Genomic DNA, 15,883 nt, shown 5'->3' with positions numbered 1-15,883 from the left:
CGGGCCGGTGGGAGGGGACCTCAGTCGGTCCCGGGCGCGGCCGGCCGCCAGCCGGGCGGGCCGAACAGGTGGCCCAACCGAGTGCGGAGGTCGGGCGCACGGCGTACGTCGCGGGCGATCGCGGCGTACTCGTGGGTCTGCAGCCGGACGATGTTGTGCGTGCCCACCGGCTGGGTCAGGCCGTACGTCGGGCGGTGCAGCTCGGGCTGGAAGCTGCCGAACATCCGGTCCCAGACGATCAGGATGCCGCCGTAGTTCCTGTCGAGGTACTCCGGGTCCGAGCCGTGGTGCACCCGGTGGTGCGAGGGGGTGTTGAAGACCAGCTCGATCGGCCGCCACAGCTTGTCGACCCGCTCGGTGTGCACGAAGAACTGGTAGACGAGGCTGATCGAGAAGCCGGTGAACACCATCCACGGCGGCACCCCGAGCAGGGGCAGCGGCAGCCACATCACGATCTCGGCGGAGTTGTTCCACTTCTGTCGCAGGGCGGTGGCGAAGTTGAAGTACTCGCTGGAGTGGTGGGCCTGGTGGGTCGCCCAGACGATCCGGACCCGGTGGGCGAGGCGGTGGGCGGCGTAGAACAGCAGGTCCACGCCCACGATCGCGATCACCCAGGTCGTCCAGTGGCGGGGGTCGAGCTGCCAGGGCGCGACGTAGGCGAACAGCGCGGCGTATCCGACCAGTGCCCCGAGCTTCCAGGCGGTCATCGTCAGGATCGAGACCAGGCCCATGGAGATGCTGGCGAGGGCGTCGCGGCGCTCGTAGGCACCCCTGCCGGGGCGGGACTCGTGCTCCTCCAGGACCACGGCCGCGGTCGACTCCAGCGCCAGCATCACCAGGAACACCGGGATGGCCAGCGCCACCGGGTCCTGCAACGGCTCGGGAACGGCGTTCCAGAGGTCGGCGAGCATCTGCATGGGCGGACGATAGAGGACCCACGGCCGGGGCGCTGGCAGACTGCCTGCATGACGGACCTCCCCGGCACGGAGCACCCGCGCGTCGCCGTGATCGGCGGCAGCGGCTTCTATGAGTTCCTCGACGACCCGCGCGAGGTGTTCGTGTCCACGCCCTACGGCGAGCCCTCGGCGCCGATCTCCGTCGGCGAGGTCGGGGGTACGCCGGTGGCGTTCCTGCCCCGGCACGGCAAGGGTCACCGGTACCCGCCGCACCTGATCCCCTACCAGGCGAACATCTGGGCACTGCGCAGCCTCGGGGTGCAGCAGGTGCTCGCCCCCTGCGCGGTGGGCGGCCTGCAACCGGAGACCCAGCCGGGAACGCTGGTGGTGCCCGACCAGGTGGTGGACCGCACCTACGGCCGGACGCAGACCTTCATCGACTCCGGGGCGGTGCACGCGCCGTTCGCCGATCCCTACTGCCCCGACCTGCGCGCGGCGCTCCTCGGCGCCGCAGGCGAGGGGACGATCGACGGCGGGACGATGGTCGTGATCGAGGGGCCGCGGTTCTCCACCCGCGCCGAGTCGCAGAGCTATGCGCAGGCCGGCTGGACGGTGGTGAACATGACCGGTCACCCCGAGGCGGTCCTCGCCCGCGAGCTCGGCCTCTGCTACGCCACGATCGCCCTGGTCACCGACCTCGACGCCGGCGTCAGCGCCGAGGACTCGGTCGACCAGGCACAGGTCTTCGCGCTGTTCGAGAAGCACATCGGGCGCCTGAAGGAGCTCCTGGCACGCGTCGTGACCGGGTTGCCGGACGGTGAGCCCCGTGGAGGGTCGAGACCCTGTGGCTGCGCCGACTGGCACGCCGACGTGACCCTGCCCTTCGAGCTCCCCGGGCCGAGCACGGCGCCCGCGTGAAGGTCCTGCTGACCGGTGCCGCCGGGTTCATCGGGACCCAGATCGCCGAGCAGCTCGCCGCCCGCGGCGACGAGGTCGTCCGGGTGGACGCGCTGATCCCCGAGGCCCACGGACCCCACCGCTACGCCGACCCGGACCTGCACCTGCTCGACGTGCGCGCCGCCGACCAGTGGGCCGACCTGCTCGACGGTGTCGACGTGGTCTGCCACCAGGCGGCGATGGTCGGGGCGGGCGTCACGGTGGCCGACCTCCCGTCGTACGCCGGGCACAACGACCTGGGCACCGCCGTGCTCCTCGCCGCGATGCACACCCGCGGCGTGGACGCACTCGTGCTGGCCAGCTCGATGGTCGTCTACGGCGAGGGCCGCTACGCATGCGCGGAGCACGGCGAGCAGGCCCCGCCGGCTCGCAGCCGCACCGCCCTGGACAGCGGCGACTTCGAGAACCACTGCCCCCGCTGCGCTGGGTCGCTGCAGTGGGAGCTGGTGCCCGAGGACGCGCGGCTGGACCCGCGCAGCAGCTATGCCGCGAGCAAGCTGGCGCAGGAGCACTACGCGCTGGCGTGGGCCCGGCAGGCGCCGGGTCGGGCGATCGGGCTGAGGTACCACAACGTCTACGGTCCCGGGATGCCGCGCGACACCCCGTACTCCGGGGTGGCGGCGATCTTCCGCTCCTCCCTGGAGGCAGGGAGGGCACCGCGGGTCTTCGAGGACGGGGGCCAGATGCGCGACTTCGTGCACGTCCACGACGTCGCCCGCGCGAACGTGCTGGCAATCGACGCCGTCTCGGACCGTCCCGCGGAGTCGTGGTCGGCGTACAACGTCTGCTCGGGCTCGCCGGTGCCGATCCTGCGGGTCGCCGAGCTCCTCTCGCAGGCCGCCGGCGGGCCGGTCCCCGAGGTGACCGGGGACTACCGCGTCGGCGACGTGCGCCACGTCGTGGCCTCGCCGGCCCTGGCGACCTCGGAGCTCGGGTTCACCGCGCAGATCCCTCCCGAGCGCGGCGTCGCGGCGTTCGCGACGGCTCCGCTGCGTGACTCCGTGCGCTGAGCACGCCGAGGCTCACCAGCCCGTGAACAGCAGGTGCTGGACCACCAGCGCCGAGACCACCTGGACCGCGACCCCGGCCCGGCGCCAACGTTCGGGCAGCAGCGCGCAGGAGACCAGCAGCCACGGCACGAACGGCAGCCAGATCCGTTCCACCTCGGCCTTGCTCATCTGGGAGAGGTCGGCGACGAGCACCATCGCCAAGCCCGCACCGACCAGCCACCTCGCTGCCCGGGCCGCGTCCGCGCCGACCTCGAGGTCACGCGCCCGCTGCCACAGCGTGGTCAGTCCGGCGCCGATCATCGGCCCGGTGCAGAACACCAGGGCGGCGAGGTTGCCCCACATCCAGTACTCCTTGGGGCGGTTGCGGGCCACCCCGTCCCAGTAGCGCTCCTGGAGCACCGGCAGCGCCTCCCACCACCGGAACCCGAGCGCGGCGTAGGCCAGCACCACGGCCAGCGCCGCGAGGACTGCCCACGGCAGCGGACGCCAGCTGCGGGCGACCACCAGCACCGCGACGGCGAGCAGCCCGAGCAGGGGGAGTCCGTAGGAGAGCATCACGGCGTACCCCAGGAGCAGCCCCGCGACCACGGCCCAGACGACGGACCACACCGCGCTACGGCGTACGGCGGCCGCGGCCAGCGCGGCGATGCCCCACGCGGCGACGGCGGCGAACATGGCGTCCGCGCTCACCGCCTGCCAGATCGCCGCAGGCCCGAGGACCAGGAACGGAGCGGCCCGGCGGGCGACCGGCTCCGCGCCGAGCAGCCGCAGGGTGACCAGCACGGCCACGGCGGTGGAGGCGGCGACCAGGACGACCACGACTCCGGCCTGCACCCCGCTGCCGAGGCCGATCCGGTCCAGCAGCACGAAGAAGCTCAGCGCCCCCGGCGGGTGGCCGGCGATGTGCACCGGCCAGTTCGCGTTCGCGATGTTGTCCGGGAGGCCGTCGTAGGGGATCCGGGAGACGTACTCGCGCAGCGTGGCGGGGAGGTCGTCGGTGGCGCGCGCGGTCCGCAGGTACTCGTACTCGTCGTCGAGGATCGTGCCGATCCCCAGCTTCGCGCCGTCGACCAGCGCGAGGGCGAACAGCCAGGCCACCCCCGCGGCGTACGTCGAGAGGAGCAGCGCGCGCCAGGACAGCCGCTGGGCCAGGCCCACGGAGAACCACGCCCCGAGCCCGCCGAGGAGCACCGCGGGGAGGGTGCCGATCCCGATCCGCGGGTCCCATTCCGCGTGCAGCGGCGGGAAGGACCGGACGTGGACGTCCCAGTCGGCCACCGCGGGAAGGGCCATCGCCAATCCGGCGAGCCCCACGGCGACGAACAACCCGATGAAGGGCGCTGCACGCGGGCGTCCGGAGAGTCTCATGGGCCCCCCACAGTAGGAGTTCACATCCGTTTCTCGACCGAAGCGACACCTCCCGGCCCCGGCGGGTCCCCCGGTGGTGGGATGGCGACAACCAGGTGCGAGGTGGTGATCCCCTGCCGCGACGAGGCGCCCGCGCTGCCGGACCTGCTGGCCAGGCTGCCCGAGGGCTTCCACGCGATCGTGGTGGACAACGGTTCCCGCGACGCCACCGCCGACGTCGCCCGGCGCCTCGGCGCCACCGTGGTCAGCGAGCCCCGTGCCGGCTACGGCGCGGCCGTGCATGCAGGCCTGGAGGCGGCCACGGCGCAGTACGTCGCGGTGATGGACGGCGACGGCTCGATGGACCCCGCCGAGCTGGTGCCGCTGCTCGAGGACGTGACCTCCGGGCGTGGCGACCTCGCCGTGGGTCGCCGCCGGCCCAGCGCCCGGGGGGTGTGGCCCTGGCACGCCCGCGCCGGGAACGCGGTGGTGCTGTGGTGGCTGCGACGCCGGATCGGGATGACGCTGCACGACATCGCCCCGATGCGGGTCGCCTGCCGGGCGGACCTCCTGGCCCTCGGCGTGGAGGACCGGCGCTTCGGGTACCCGGTCGAGCTGCTCCAACGCGCGACGGCGGCCCGGTGGCGCCTGGTCGAGCGCGACATCGGCTACCACCCGCGAGCCGCCGGGACGAGGTCCAAGGTCTCGGGCTCGATGATCGGCACGATCCGCGCGGCCCGCGACTTCGCCCGGGTGCTCTCGTGAGACCGGCGGTCGTCCTGGTCGTGGCGAAGTCGCCGGTCCCGGGCCGGGTGAAGACCAGGCTGGGCCGCGAGGTGGGGATGCGTCGCGCCGCCGACCTGGCCGCGGCCGCCCTGCTCGACACGGTGGCGGCCTGCGCGGCGGCGTACGGCCCGGCCCGCTGTCACCTGTCGCTCGACGGCGTCCTCGCCCACGGTGAGCGCGCCGACGAGCTCCTGGAGGCGACCGCCGCGTGGACGGTGCACCCCCAGCGCGGGCTGGACTTCGCCGACCGGCTGGTCCACGCCCACGAGGACGCCGCGGCGTTCTCCGGGGCACCGGTCGTGCAGGTCGGGATGGACACCCCGCACCTGCCGGCGCGGGCCCTGGTCGAGGCCGCAGGGCTCCTGACCACGCGGGACTCCGCGGTGCTCGGCCCGGCGTACGACGGCGGCTGGTGGCTCGTCGGAGTCGGGGGACCGCACCTGCTCGCCCACCTGCGCGAAGTCCCGATGTCCACGCCCGCGACCGGGGAGCTGACCCGTGCGGCGCTGGTCCGTGGCGGCGCCGTGGTCAGCAACGTGGCCCCCCTGCGCGACGTCGACGAGGTGGCCGACGCGGAGCTCGTCGCCGCGGCCGCTCCCGGGACCCGGTTCGCGAGGAGCTGGCGATGAGCACGGCCGAGTTCGCCGGCGCCTTCGACGACCGGGTCCGCGAGCCACTGCACGGGTCCTTCACCGAGCTCTTCAGCGACGCGCTGCGCGGGGTCCCGGTCTCGGTGCGCGGGCTCGGCGCCGAGGACCAGCCGATGCCGATGGGGGAGTGGCTGCGACCGGCCAGCCACTCCGACCGGCTGCTGCTCGACCACTGCCGGGGCGCCACCCTCGACGTGGGCTGCGGCCCGGGACGGATGAGCGCGCACCTCGCCCTGCACGGACACCTCGTGCTCGGGGTCGACGTGGTGCAGGAGGCCGTCGAGCAGACCCGTCGACGAGGGGTGCCCGCCCTGCGCCGCAACGTCTTCGACCCGGTGCCCGGCGAGGGGTCCTGGGACACGGTGCTGCTCGCCGACGGCAACATCGGCATCGCCGGCGCCCCGGGCGCGCTGCTCGCCCGCGCCGCCGAGCTGGTGGAGGACGGAGGCCGGGTGGTGTGCGACCTCGACGAGCCCGGGACCGGGCTCCGGGTCCACGCCGCCCGACTGGTCTCGCACCGGCGGAGGTCGCCCACCTTCCGCTGGGCCCGCGTCGGTCCGGACGCGATCGGCGCGCTCGCGGCGGAGGCCGGCCTGCACGTGGAGCACCTCGGGGAGAGTCGCCGGCGCTGGTTCGCGGTCCTGACCCGATGAGACGCCTCCCGGTCCCCACCGAGGCGTCGTTCACCTCGCCGCTGCGCGACGCCACGCTCACGGCGAGGATCGGCTCGTGGGTCGGCGTCGCCTTCGCGATCTGCTTCGCCACCGGCATGGTCAGCCACTGGTACTACCTCGACGACGTGCCGATCCTCCCGCCGGTCCGTCCCGTCTGGGGCTACCGGGTCACCCAGGGCCTGCACGTCCTCGCGGGCACCGCGGCGGTGCCGCTGCTGCTGGTCAAGCTCTGGAGCGTCTACCCGCGGCTGTTCGTCACGATCCCGTTCGGCAACCTGCGGGCGCTGCTCCTCGCCGCTGCCGAGAAGGTCTCGATCGCCGTGCTCGTCGCGGCGTCGATCTTCCAGCTCGCCACCGGCCTGGCCAACTCCGCGCAGTGGTACCCGTGGGCGTTCTCCTTCCGCCCGACCCACTACGCCGTCGCGTGGATCGCCATCGGCGCGCTGGTGGTGCACGTCGCGGTCAAGCTCCCGGTGATCAGGAGGGCGTACGCCGAACCGCTGACCGGGCCCGCATCCGCGACCGGAGCCGAACCCCTCGAGCCCGTCGGCCCAGACCGCCGGGCCGTCCTGCGCACCGCGCTGCTGTCCTCGGGGGTCGCGGTGCTCGCCGTCGCCGGCGGGACGGTGCCGTTCCTGCGCAAGGTCTCCGTGCTCGCCGTACGCACCGGAGAGGGGCCCCAGGGTGTGCCGATCAACCGGTCGGCGGTCGCGGCGGGGGTCACCGCGGCCGTCACCGGTGACGCGTTCCGGCTCACCGTGGCCGACGGCGACCGGGAGGTGGTGCTGAGCCGCTCGGACCTAGAGGCGATGACCCAGCGCACCCACCGGCTGCCGATCGCCTGCGTCGAGGGCTGGAGCGCCAGCGGCCGCTGGACCGGCGTACGCCTCGGGGACCTGCTCGCACTTGTCGACGCACCCGGCGACGCCGCCGTACGCGTGCGCTCGATGCAGCGCCGGGGGGCGTTCGCGGTGACCGAGATCCCCGCCCCGTTCGCCCACGACCCGCTGACCCTGCTCGCGCTGCGGCTCAACGGCGAGGAGCTCTCCCTCGACCACGGCTTCCCGTGCCGCCTGATCGCCCCCAACCGGCCCGGCGTCTTCCAGACCAAGTGGGTCACGCGGCTGGAGGTGCGCAGATGAGGGCGGCCCGCCTGCTCCTCGGCGCGATCGGGACCCTGGCCGCGGGCTACGGCGTGCTCCGCCTGCTCCAGCTCGACCGTCCCGACCTGGTGGACGCGGCGGCCTGGCTCGCCGGCGGCGTGATCCTGCACGACGCGGTCCTCGCCCCGCTGACCGTCGCTGTGGGTGTGCTGCTGGGCCGGGTGCTGCCCACGCGGCTGCGGACCGCCGCGCTGGTCGTGCTGGTGGTGCTGGGGACCGTCACCGTCACCGCGATCCCCGTGCTCGGCAGCTTCGGGGCGCGCCCCGACAACCCCACGCTCCTGGACCGTGACTACGTGGGCGGCTGGCTGGTGCTGGTGGTCCTTGTCGCGGTGGGCGTGCTGGCCGGGGTGGCAGCCGGCCTCTGGCGGGTCCGGGGCCGGGGAGGGCCCGGGTCAGCTGATCACTGAGGTGATCAGCAGGCCGACGGCGCCGATCGCGATGCCACCGCTGCTGAGCAGGATGGGAGTGCGCGAGGCCTCCCCGTCCTCGGAGCGGGACCGCGAGGGCACCAGCGTCATGATCGCAGCGACCACGCTGAGCAGGCCGGCGATCGATCCGGTCACGGTGGCGATGCTCGGGCCGGCGGAGTCCATGCTGGACTCGCCGCCGACGGTGTAGCAGACCGCGGAGGTCAGGGCCGCGACCACGATCGCCGGCCAGGGCGCGCGGCTGCTGGCGCGCGCCAGCAGGGCCGCAGAGACCCCCAGGACCACGGCCAGTGCGAACAGCAGGATCGAGCCCAAGGACATGGGGAGCCTTCTTGTCATCGCCGCCCGGGGTGGGTCGGCGTGCCTACGTTTACACGATTCGTGCCAGTCGCGTCGCATCGTGGTCTCGACGCCGGTCCGGGAGAGGGGCCGCGCGGCCGGGGCGAGACGCCGATTCGCATGCATGCGCAGGAGGTGGGCACAATCGCCACGTGAGCATCGAGCCGGACACCAAGGACTGGACCTGGGTCGTCGAGGAGCCCTGCGAGGCGTGTGGGTTCGATCCTCGCGAGGTGCGGCCCGAGGAGCTCCCCGACCGGCTCCACGAGAACACCCGGGGCTGGTACGACGTGCTCCTCGACGCCGACTTCGCCGTCCGGCCGGCGCCGCACGTGTGGTCGCGGCTGGAGTACGCCTGCCACGTCCGCGACGTCCACCGCATCTTCGCCGAGCGGGTCCGGCTGCTGCTGGAGCAGGACGACCCCGCCTTCGAGAACTGGGACCAGGACGCGACCGCCGAGCAGGAGGAGTACGGCCTGCAGGACGCCGGTGACGTCGGGGCCGACCTCGTCGAGAACGCCGCGCAGGTCGCGGCGCTCTACGCCGGCGTCACCGGTGAGCAGTGGCAGCGGCCCGGGCACCGCAGCAACGGGTCGCGCTTCACCGTGGAGACCCTGGGTCGCTACCACCTGCACGACGTGGTGCACCACCTGTGGGACGTGAGCGTCACTCCCTCGGGACCGGTCAACGAGGACGACCAGGCGGACGGCCAGGGAGTCGCCGGGTGAGGCACACCGAGTTCTGGGTGCGGATGGAGCAGGCCCTCGGCCCGGCGTACGCCCGGATGTGGGCCCAGCAGCACGTGCTCGGGTCGCTGGGGGAGCGCACGGTCGAGGAGTCGCTGGAGGACGGCGAGGCCCCGAAGACCGTGTGGCGCGCGGTCTGGGCCGAGCTGGGCCTGCCTGCACGCGAACGGTGATTGTTCCGGTTCGTCACCCGATAGTGACCTTCGACGGGTATCGGACCTGCCGTGAGCCGTACTAGCCTGCCGTGATCCGACTCGGAGGATGGAGCAGCCATGCACTCGAAGAAGCGCCCCGCCCTTCTCCTCGGTGCCGCCGCCTGCGCAGTGGCGCTGGTCACCACCGGTGCGACCGCGATCGCGCCCGCCACCGCCGCCCCCGACGACCGGGCGGGCCTCAAGCCGGGCCAGCGTCCCGACCTCAGCCAGGTGCACGGGTCGAAGAACGGGCCCAAGAAGCACCGGCCCAAGCACAGGCACGGCCCGCTGATGCCCGTCCAGCTGCTGTCGTTCAACGACTTCCACGGCAACCTCGAGCCGCCCAGCGGTTCCTCGGGCCGCAACGTGGTCGGGCACCGCATCGACCCTGCGACGGGCCTGCCGGCCGACGTGACCGCCGACGCCGGCGGCGCCGCCTACCTCGCCACCCACCTGGCGCAGGCCCGCAAGGGCCACCGCAACAGCCTCACCGTGGCTGCCGGGGACCTGATCGGCGGCTCACCGCTGCTCTCGGCCGCCTTCCACGACGAGCCCAGCATCGAGTCCCTGAACAAGCTCGGCCTCGACGTCGCCTCGGTGGGCAACCACGAGTTCGACGAGGGCTACAAGGAGCTCCAGCGGATGGCCGACGGCGGCTGCATCGAGGACGGCGACGGGGCGGACAACCAGAACTCCTGCGCCGCGCACACCTTCCGCGGCGCGAAGTTCGACTACCTCGCCGCCAACGTGCGCTACGCCGGCACCAAGCAGTCGATCCTGCCGTCGTACTCGATCAAGAACCTCAACGGTGCCCGGATCGGCTTCATCGGGATGACCCTGAAGGACACCCCGAGCATCGTCACCGCCAGCGGCGTGGCCGGGCTCGACTTCGCCGACGAGGTGCAGACCGCGAACGCGATCGTGCCCGAGCTGCGGCGCAAGGGCGTCAACGCGATCGTCGTGCTCATCCACCAGGGCGGCAACCCCGACAAGGAGCAGTGGACGGACCCGTCCACCGGCAAGTCCTACGCGGTCAACCCGCGCTACGACTACACCTGCGGCGGGGGCGGCAGCCTGATCCCGGCCAGCTCGCCGATCCTCCCGATCGCGGCCAACCTCGACCCGGCCATCGACATGGTGGTCTCGGGGCACACCCACCAGCCCTACGTGTGCGACGTCAAGGACCCGGCGGGCCGCTCCCGGCTGCTGACCTCGGCGTCCTCCTTCGGCCGGCTGTTCACCGAGACCCACCTGACCTACGACCGGCGCACCCGCGACATCGTCCGCAGCTCGGTCAAGGGCTCCAACGTCCAGGTGACGCGCAACGTGGTGCCCGACCGCGCCCAGACCGCGCTGATCGACTCCTACAAGGAGCTGGTGCGCCCGATCGCGAGCAAGGTCGTGGGACGCGTCACCTCCGACGTCACCCGCGACGCCAACCCGGCCGGCGAGACCCCGCTCGGTGACCTCGTGGCCGACGCACAGCTGGCCGACCCCTCGGTGGTGACCGGCGGCCAGACCCCGGTGATCGCGTTCATGAACCCGGGCGGGATCCGCGCCGACCTCAGCTTCGCCAGCTCGGCGTACGGCGAGGCCCCGGGGGAGATCACCTACGAGGAGGCCTTCACCGTCCAGCCGTTCAACAACTACCTCGTCTCGATGAACCTCACCGGCCAGCAGATCTACGACGTGCTCACCCAGCAGGTGACCGGGCCGAACGCGGCCTCGCCCAAGGTGCTGCAGGTCTCCGAGGGGTTCAGCTACCGGCTCGGGGCCACCGGCCCGGTCGACGGCAGCGTGCAGCTCAACGGCGCCCCGATCGACAAGGCCGCCAGCTACCGGATCGTGACCAACAACTTCCTCGCAGACGGCGGGGACAGCTTCCCCGCGTTCACGAGCGGCACGGCGAGGTACTTCGGTGGTCTGGACATCGATGCCTTCACCACGTTCCTGACCAATTCCTCGCCGTACACGCCGGGGCCGCAGGACCGGATCACCCGGTAGTCCCGCGGCCCGGCGTGTCGGGGTTCGCATCGAACAGGTGTTCGTACTACCGTCGGGTGCACAGGCAGGGGTCGACACCGGGTTCTCCACAGGCGGGGAGCGCAGCCGGAGTGGTTGTCGGTGCCGACACCTAACGTCTGACCAGACACCAGTCAGGCGCACCAGAGACGTGAGGGACCAAGACCATGGCTTCAGCCGGGAACAACCGCGAGAACAACCGGGACAAGGCGCTCGACGTAGCGCTCGCCAACATCGACAAGCAGTTCGGCAAGGGCTCGGTGATGCGCCTCGGTGACGAGGTCCGCGTCCCGCTCGAGGTGATCCCGACGGGAGCGATCTCCCTCGACATCGCCCTGGGCCTCGGCGGCCTGCCGCGCGGCCGGGTCGTGGAGATCTACGGTCCGGAGTCCTCCGGAAAGACGACCGTGGCGCTGCACGCGGTGGCCAACGCCCAGGCGGCCGGCGGCATCGTGGCCTTCATCGACGCCGAGCACGCGCTGGACCCCGACTACGCCGCGCGACTCGGTGTCGACACCGACGCGCTCCTGGTCTCCCAGCCCGACTCCGGTGAGCAGGCACTTGAGATCGCGGACATGCTGATCCGCTCCGGCGCCCTGGACCTGATCGTGATCGACTCCGTCGCCGCCCTGGTGCCGCGCGCGGAGATCGAGGGCGAGATGGGCGACAGCCACGTCGGCCTCCAGGCCCGGCTGATGAGCCAGGCGCTGCGCAAGATGACCGGTGCGCTGAGCAACTCCCGCACCACCGCGATCTTCATCAACCAGCTGCGCGAGAAGATCGGCGTGATGTTCGGCTCGCCCGAGACCACCACCGGTGGCAAGGCGCTGAAGTTCTACTCCTCCGTGCGGCTCGACGTGCGCCGGATCGAGACGCTCAAGGACGGCACCGAGATGGTCGGGAACCGCACCCGCGTCAAGGTGGTCAAGAACAAGGTCGCGCCGCCGTTCAAGCAGGCCGAGTTCGACATCATGTACGGCCTCGGGATCAGCCGCGAGGGTGGCCTGATCGACGTCGGCGTCGAGGCCGGCCTGGTCCGCAAGGCCGGTGCTTGGTACACCTACGAGGGCGACCAGCTCGGCCAGGGCAAGGAGAACGCCCGCACCTTCCTGCGGGACAACCCCGACCTCGCCAACGAGCTGGAGAAGCGGATCCTGGAGAAGCTCGGCATCGGCCCGGAGGTCGACAAGCCGGCCGACGGCTTCGCAGCCGATGCTCCCGGTATTGACCCCGACGGCATCGACTTCTGACCGTGACGCGTGAAACCGCGGCATTGGCGGCGTTGTCGTCGGTCGACGGCCCGCTTCGCTCAAAGGCCGCCTTCCCTCCTCCGCCTTGCCACTACCGCGGTTTGACGCGACACGGCGCGTGGCTGTGAGTGGGTCGATGCAAGTGAACGCGGGGTGCATGTGACGCGGGGGCGCAGCCGCTGGCCCGCGCCCAAGGCGGCCGAGCCGGCCGAGGGGCTGGACACGGGGCCTGACGCCGATCCGGAGTCGGTGGCCCGCAAGATCCTGCTCGACCAGCTGACCGGCCGGGCGCGGACCCGCTCCGAGCTGGCCGACAAGCTGGCCTCCCGCGACGTGCCGGACGAGGTCGCCAACCGGCTCCTCGACCGGTTCGAGGAGGTCGGCCTGATCGATGACGCCGGGTTCGCCCGCGAGTGGGTGGCCCAGCGCCAGTCCGGTCGCGGGCTGGCCTCGCGGGCGCTCGCCCAGGAGCTGCGTCGCAAGGGCATCGACGACGAGCTCGCCAAGGAAGTGATCGACGAGATCGATCCCGACGACGAGGTCGAGGCCGCCCGGAGGCTGGTGCAGGCCAAGCTGCGCTCGGTCCGCAACCTCGACCAGGACAAGGCGGTGCGCCGCCTCGTCGGGATGCTGGCCCGCAAGGGTCACTCCAGCTCGGTGGCCTTCCGCGTGGTCAAGGAGGAGCTCCAGTCCGACCTGGAGCTCCACGAGGACCTCGGCTGACGGGTCACACTGAGGCCGTGCAGCTCGAGATCGCCCGCGACGACGTGCGCCCCGGGGAGTCCTGGGCACAGGCCGCGGACCGCCGTGCCCAGGCGCTGGGCCGGGGGAGTGGGCCGGTGCTCGCGGTCGACCTCTCCGGTGACCCGCTTCGGTTCCGGGTCCCCGAGCACGACCGGTTCGCGGTGCGCCCGATGACGATGGGGGACCTCGGCGACGTCACCCGCTGGGTGAACGCCCCGCACGTGGCGCGCTGGTGGGACGAGAACCGCTCACCGGAGCAGGTGGCCGCCCACTACGGGCCAGGGATCCGCGGGGAGGACGCGGTGCGCTACTGGGTCTGGGAGGTCAACGGCCGCTCGGTCGGGTTCTGCCAGGACTACCGGATCGCCGACCACCCCGAGTTCGCGCTCCTGTGCGGGCGTCCCGACGCGGTCGGCTTCGACTACGTGATCGGGGAGGCCGCCTTCGTCGACCGCGGTCTCGGCACCAGCCTGCTGTGGGTCTTCCTGCGCGACATCGTGGTCCCGGCGTACGACGGGGCCGGAGAAGGAGTGGGCGAGCTGTTCGCCGCACCCGACCACCGCAACGCGCGCTCGCTGAGGGTTCTGGAGAAGCTCGGCGCCACCCAGGGGCTGTGGTTCGACGAACCGCAGGCCGGTGGCCGGGCCGACACCGTGATCGGGTGCAGCATCGACGTCGCCACGGTGCTCCGCGGCCACGCCGGGTGAGCCGGCTCAGCCAGCCCGGCGGCGACCGGCCCTGAGCCCGGCCAGCACCGCGGCGGCCACCAGGGCGAGCACGACGACGCCACCGACCGCCAGCATCCACGGCGCGACCACGAGGCCGGCGCTGGAGTCCTCCGCCTTCGCGTCCTCGGCTGCGTCCGCCGCCTTCGAGGTCTCGGAGTCCTCGGCCGGCTCGGCCTCCTCAGGGGCGCCCTCGACCTCGCCGGCGTACTTCGGCTCCCCGGACACCTCACCGTCCACGGCGACCGCCAGCCGAACCGGTGCGGCGAACTGCTCGTCGGCGCGGTTCGGGTCGCCACCCATCTCCAGGGTGAAGTAGTAGTCGCCGGCCTGCGAGTTCTGGTTCACCTCGTGGTCGTAGGGCTCGAGGTTGCGCAGCCGCACCGGCGGGTACGCCGCGCCCACCGTGATCGGCTCGGAGCCGTTGTAGCGCCCAGACGGCACCATGCCCGTGTCGGTGTTGAAGGTCTTCTGCAGCTCGTGGCCCAGCGGGTTGAACGCGGTCGAGGTCACCTGGATGCCGATGATGCCCTGGAGCTTGTCGGCGGTGGGGTCGGTCTCGAGGCGCGCGGTGAACCGCGGGGACTGGCCCCAACCGACGGGCACCTTGTAGATCAGCTGCTCGCGGGGCCGCAGCGTGTCGGAGTAGGTGGTGCCGGGCTCGAGCGTGGGCGCGTCCTCGAAGCTCGCACCGCCGGTCACCGGGGTGCCGGTGCCGGTGAGCGCGACCGGGCGCTGCCAGGTGTCCTCGTCCTTCGAGTCGACCGGTCCCGGCAGCTCCTCGAAGTTCTCGATCTCCGGATAGGTCCGCACCCGCAGCGAGAACGGGCTCGGCGGGCCGTTGAAGCTCACCGAGACGAGCATCTGCTCGGCCTCCGCGCAGGGTTTGCTGGTGGTGCGGTCGGTGGCCGCGCCGTAGTAGGCGGTCATCCCCATGATCGAGCGCAGGCCCAGGACGTTCGCCTTCTGCCCCATGCCGTAGCTGCACCGGGTCCCGTCCGGGGTCATCAGGGTCACCGTGCCGGAGTCGACCGTGCTGCCGTTCTCCGGGCGGGCCACCATCGAGGCGCTGACAGCGCCCTTCTCGGGCACGTCGACGAGGTAGTACTTCGGGGCCTTGTCGGCCAGGGTGGTGTCCACGTAGTCGCCGGGCTCGACCTCGGCAGGGTCGGCGGTGCTGGTCCCACCGACGACCGGCTCACCGGAGAGGCTGAACTCGCGCAGCCCGCGCACGCTGACCTGGACCATCGAGTCGGCGAGGTCCTCGGCGCTGTCGGCGTCGAAGTAGCGGCCACCGCCGGCGCGGGCGATGCACTGCAGCGCGGAGCGTGCCTTGCCGGCGACATCGAGGCCCACCACGTTGATCCGCAGGTCGATTCCCTGGGACCGGAGCTGGCTGGCGACCTTGCAGGGGTCGGGAGCGCAGGTGGGCTCCCCGTCGGAGAGCAGCACGATCGTGCGCCGGTCACCGTCGCTCGCGGCACCGAGGTCCTTGGCGGCTCCCTTGAGTGCGTTGCCGATCGGTGTCTCGCCGTAGGGCTTGTACGTGGAGACGGCGCGCTTGATCGCCGCCCGGTCGACCGGGCCCACGGGCACCACGTTCTGGGTGTCCGTGCAGGCGCCGGGCTGCGACCTGTTCTCGACGGTGGCGCCGAAGACCCGCACGCCCACCTCGGCGCCGTCGGGCAGTTCGTCGGCCACGTCGCTGAGCGCGGCCTTGGCGGCCTCGATCTTGGTGCCGCCGCCGGCAGCCGGGTCCTTCATCGACCCCGAGGAGTCCAGCAGCAGGACGAGACGTCCGCTCGTCTCCGCGACGTCGGCGGCCGAGCCCGTTGGTGCCGTCACCGGCACCAGCAGGGCGGCCAGGAGGGCAGTGCCGGTGAGGAGGGGAAGCGCGCGCATGGCGCGCATCATCCCATTTCGCCCAACGACGAACCACGCGGGCTCGC

Annotated in this window: 17 protein-coding genes; 13 read left to right on the top strand and 4 right to left on the bottom strand. The window is 72.4% G+C overall.

All coding sequences use genetic code 11. The features are described from left to right. Nucleotides 1–20: 20 nt before the first annotated feature. Complete coding sequence (locus AC4BGB_RS07375; protein WP_490546121.1) at nucleotides 21–917, bottom strand: sterol desaturase family protein; 897 nt, start codon at nucleotides 915–917, stop codon at nucleotides 21–23. Between the two features lie 48 nt (nucleotides 918–965). Between AC4BGB_RS07375 and AC4BGB_RS07370 the strand changes: the two genes are divergently transcribed. Continuing rightward, on the top strand, nucleotides 966–1,814 hold the full coding sequence (locus AC4BGB_RS07370; RefSeq protein ID WP_490546119.1) for an S-methyl-5'-thioadenosine phosphorylase: 849 nt from the start codon (nucleotides 966–968) through the stop codon (nucleotides 1,812–1,814). Continuing rightward, nucleotides 1,811–2,863: an NAD-dependent epimerase/dehydratase family protein gene (locus AC4BGB_RS07365; protein WP_490546117.1), complete on the top strand. Its 1,053-nt coding sequence runs from the start codon at nucleotides 1,811–1,813 to the stop codon at nucleotides 2,861–2,863. The genes AC4BGB_RS07370 and AC4BGB_RS07365 overlap by 4 nt, the downstream gene beginning before the upstream one ends. Before the next feature lie 12 nt (nucleotides 2,864–2,875). Here AC4BGB_RS07365 and AC4BGB_RS07360 read toward each other — a convergent pair whose 3' ends face one another. Beyond that, nucleotides 2,876–4,231, bottom strand: coding sequence for a hypothetical protein (locus AC4BGB_RS07360; protein WP_490546115.1), 1,356 nt, complete (start codon nucleotides 4,229–4,231; stop codon nucleotides 2,876–2,878). Between the two features lie 81 nt (nucleotides 4,232–4,312). On the opposite strand from AC4BGB_RS07360, the gene AC4BGB_RS07355 reads away from it, so the two are divergent. The 5 genes from AC4BGB_RS07355 to AC4BGB_RS07335 are packed head-to-tail and all read left to right on the top strand — an operon-like array spanning nucleotide 4,313 to nucleotide 7,893. Next, complete coding sequence (locus tag AC4BGB_RS07355) at nucleotides 4,313–4,975, top strand: glycosyltransferase family 2 protein (protein ID WP_490546113.1); 663 nt, start codon at nucleotides 4,313–4,315, stop codon at nucleotides 4,973–4,975. Next, nucleotides 4,972–5,625, top strand: a complete 654-nt coding sequence (locus tag AC4BGB_RS07350; RefSeq protein WP_490546111.1) for a TIGR04282 family arsenosugar biosynthesis glycosyltransferase — start codon at nucleotides 4,972–4,974, stop codon at nucleotides 5,623–5,625. The genes AC4BGB_RS07355 and AC4BGB_RS07350 overlap by 4 nt, the downstream gene beginning before the upstream one ends. Further along, nucleotides 5,622–6,299 carry a class I SAM-dependent DNA methyltransferase gene (locus AC4BGB_RS07345; RefSeq protein WP_490546109.1) on the top strand — a complete coding sequence of 226 codons (678 nt, stop codon included), beginning with the start codon at nucleotides 5,622–5,624 and terminating at the stop codon, nucleotides 6,297–6,299. The genes AC4BGB_RS07350 and AC4BGB_RS07345 overlap by 4 nt, the downstream gene beginning before the upstream one ends. Continuing rightward, nucleotides 6,296–7,462, top strand: a complete 1,167-nt coding sequence (locus tag AC4BGB_RS07340) for a molybdopterin-dependent oxidoreductase (protein WP_490546107.1) — start codon at nucleotides 6,296–6,298, stop codon at nucleotides 7,460–7,462. Before AC4BGB_RS07345 ends, AC4BGB_RS07340 begins: the two co-directional genes overlap by 4 nt. Continuing rightward, a complete protein-coding gene (locus AC4BGB_RS07335; RefSeq protein ID WP_490546105.1) occupies nucleotides 7,459–7,893 on the top strand; it encodes a hypothetical protein in 435 nt (144 codons plus the stop codon). The genes AC4BGB_RS07340 and AC4BGB_RS07335 overlap by 4 nt, the downstream gene beginning before the upstream one ends. On the opposite strand, the gene AC4BGB_RS07330 is transcribed toward AC4BGB_RS07335, so the two are convergent. Then, nucleotides 7,879–8,235 (bottom strand): hypothetical protein, encoded by a 357-nt coding sequence (locus AC4BGB_RS07330; protein WP_490546103.1) that lies wholly within the window; start codon nucleotides 8,233–8,235, stop codon nucleotides 7,879–7,881. The two genes, AC4BGB_RS07335 and AC4BGB_RS07330, sit on opposite strands and share 15 nt — an antisense overlap. A 170-nt stretch (nucleotides 8,236–8,405) precedes the next feature. Between AC4BGB_RS07330 and AC4BGB_RS07325 the strand changes: the two genes are divergently transcribed. The 6 genes from AC4BGB_RS07325 (at nucleotide 8,406) to AC4BGB_RS07300 (ending at nucleotide 13,916) form a co-directional block, all read left to right on the top strand. After that, nucleotides 8,406–8,981, top strand: a complete 576-nt coding sequence (locus AC4BGB_RS07325) for a DinB family protein (RefSeq protein ID WP_490546101.1) — start codon at nucleotides 8,406–8,408, stop codon at nucleotides 8,979–8,981. After that, a complete protein-coding gene (locus AC4BGB_RS07320; RefSeq protein WP_490546099.1) occupies nucleotides 8,978–9,172 on the top strand; it encodes a DUF3046 domain-containing protein in 195 nt (64 codons plus the stop codon). The genes AC4BGB_RS07325 and AC4BGB_RS07320 overlap by 4 nt, the downstream gene beginning before the upstream one ends. Before the next feature lie 99 nt (nucleotides 9,173–9,271). Continuing rightward, the gene (locus AC4BGB_RS07315) at nucleotides 9,272–11,197 is read left to right on the top strand and encodes a bifunctional metallophosphatase/5'-nucleotidase (RefSeq protein WP_490546098.1); all 1,926 of its coding nucleotides are present in this window, start codon (nucleotides 9,272–9,274) and stop codon (nucleotides 11,195–11,197) included. Nucleotides 11,198–11,382: 185 nt separating this feature from the next. Continuing rightward, nucleotides 11,383–12,465, top strand: coding sequence for a recombinase RecA (gene recA, locus AC4BGB_RS07310; protein WP_490546097.1), 1,083 nt, complete (start codon nucleotides 11,383–11,385; stop codon nucleotides 12,463–12,465). Nucleotides 12,466–12,618: 153 nt separating this feature from the next. Then, the gene (locus AC4BGB_RS07305) at nucleotides 12,619–13,188 is read left to right on the top strand and encodes a regulatory protein RecX (RefSeq protein WP_490546095.1); all 570 of its coding nucleotides are present in this window, start codon (nucleotides 12,619–12,621) and stop codon (nucleotides 13,186–13,188) included. A 17-nt stretch (nucleotides 13,189–13,205) separates the two neighbouring features. Beyond that, nucleotides 13,206–13,916: a GNAT family N-acetyltransferase gene (locus tag AC4BGB_RS07300; protein WP_490546094.1), complete on the top strand. Its 711-nt coding sequence runs from the start codon at nucleotides 13,206–13,208 to the stop codon at nucleotides 13,914–13,916. 6 nt (nucleotides 13,917–13,922) lie between these two features. On the opposite strand, the gene AC4BGB_RS07295 is transcribed toward AC4BGB_RS07300, so the two are convergent. Continuing rightward, nucleotides 13,923–15,836 carry a vWA domain-containing protein gene (locus AC4BGB_RS07295; RefSeq protein WP_490546092.1) on the bottom strand — a complete coding sequence of 638 codons (1,914 nt, stop codon included), beginning with the start codon at nucleotides 15,834–15,836 and terminating at the stop codon, nucleotides 13,923–13,925. Nucleotides 15,837–15,883: the final 47 nt, after the last annotated feature.

It is taken from the genome of Nocardioides sp. Z30_9, assembly GCF_058215735.1.
This window is presented reverse-complemented; position numbering and strand designations above follow the sequence as displayed.

What these genes read in the sequence shown, in the direction of transcription:
- AC4BGB_RS07370 (WP_490546119.1), top strand. Translation starts at nt 966, where the DNA reads ATGACGGACCTCCCCGGCACGGAGCACCCGCGCGTCGCCGTGATCGGC.
- AC4BGB_RS07330 (WP_490546103.1), bottom strand. Translation starts at nt 8,235, where the DNA reads ATGTCCTTGGGCTCGATCCTGCTGTTCGCACTGGCCGTGGTCCTGGGG.
- AC4BGB_RS07345 (WP_490546109.1), top strand. Translation starts at nt 5,622, where the DNA reads ATGAGCACGGCCGAGTTCGCCGGCGCCTTCGACGACCGGGTCCGCGAG.
- recA (WP_490546097.1), top strand. Translation starts at nt 11,383, where the DNA reads ATGGCTTCAGCCGGGAACAACCGCGAGAACAACCGGGACAAGGCGCTC.
- AC4BGB_RS07375 (WP_490546121.1), bottom strand. Translation starts at nt 917, where the DNA reads ATGCAGATGCTCGCCGACCTCTGGAACGCCGTTCCCGAGCCGTTGCAG.
- AC4BGB_RS07295 (WP_490546092.1), bottom strand. Translation starts at nt 15,836, where the DNA reads ATGCGCGCGCTTCCCCTCCTCACCGGCACTGCCCTCCTGGCCGCCCTG.
- AC4BGB_RS07360 (WP_490546115.1), bottom strand. Translation starts at nt 4,231, where the DNA reads ATGAGACTCTCCGGACGCCCGCGTGCAGCGCCCTTCATCGGGTTGTTC.
- AC4BGB_RS07355 (WP_490546113.1), top strand. Translation starts at nt 4,313, where the DNA reads ATGGCGACAACCAGGTGCGAGGTGGTGATCCCCTGCCGCGACGAGGCG.
- AC4BGB_RS07340 (WP_490546107.1), top strand. Translation starts at nt 6,296, where the DNA reads ATGAGACGCCTCCCGGTCCCCACCGAGGCGTCGTTCACCTCGCCGCTG.
- AC4BGB_RS07335 (WP_490546105.1), top strand. Translation starts at nt 7,459, where the DNA reads ATGAGGGCGGCCCGCCTGCTCCTCGGCGCGATCGGGACCCTGGCCGCG.
- AC4BGB_RS07315 (WP_490546098.1), top strand. Translation starts at nt 9,272, where the DNA reads ATGCACTCGAAGAAGCGCCCCGCCCTTCTCCTCGGTGCCGCCGCCTGC.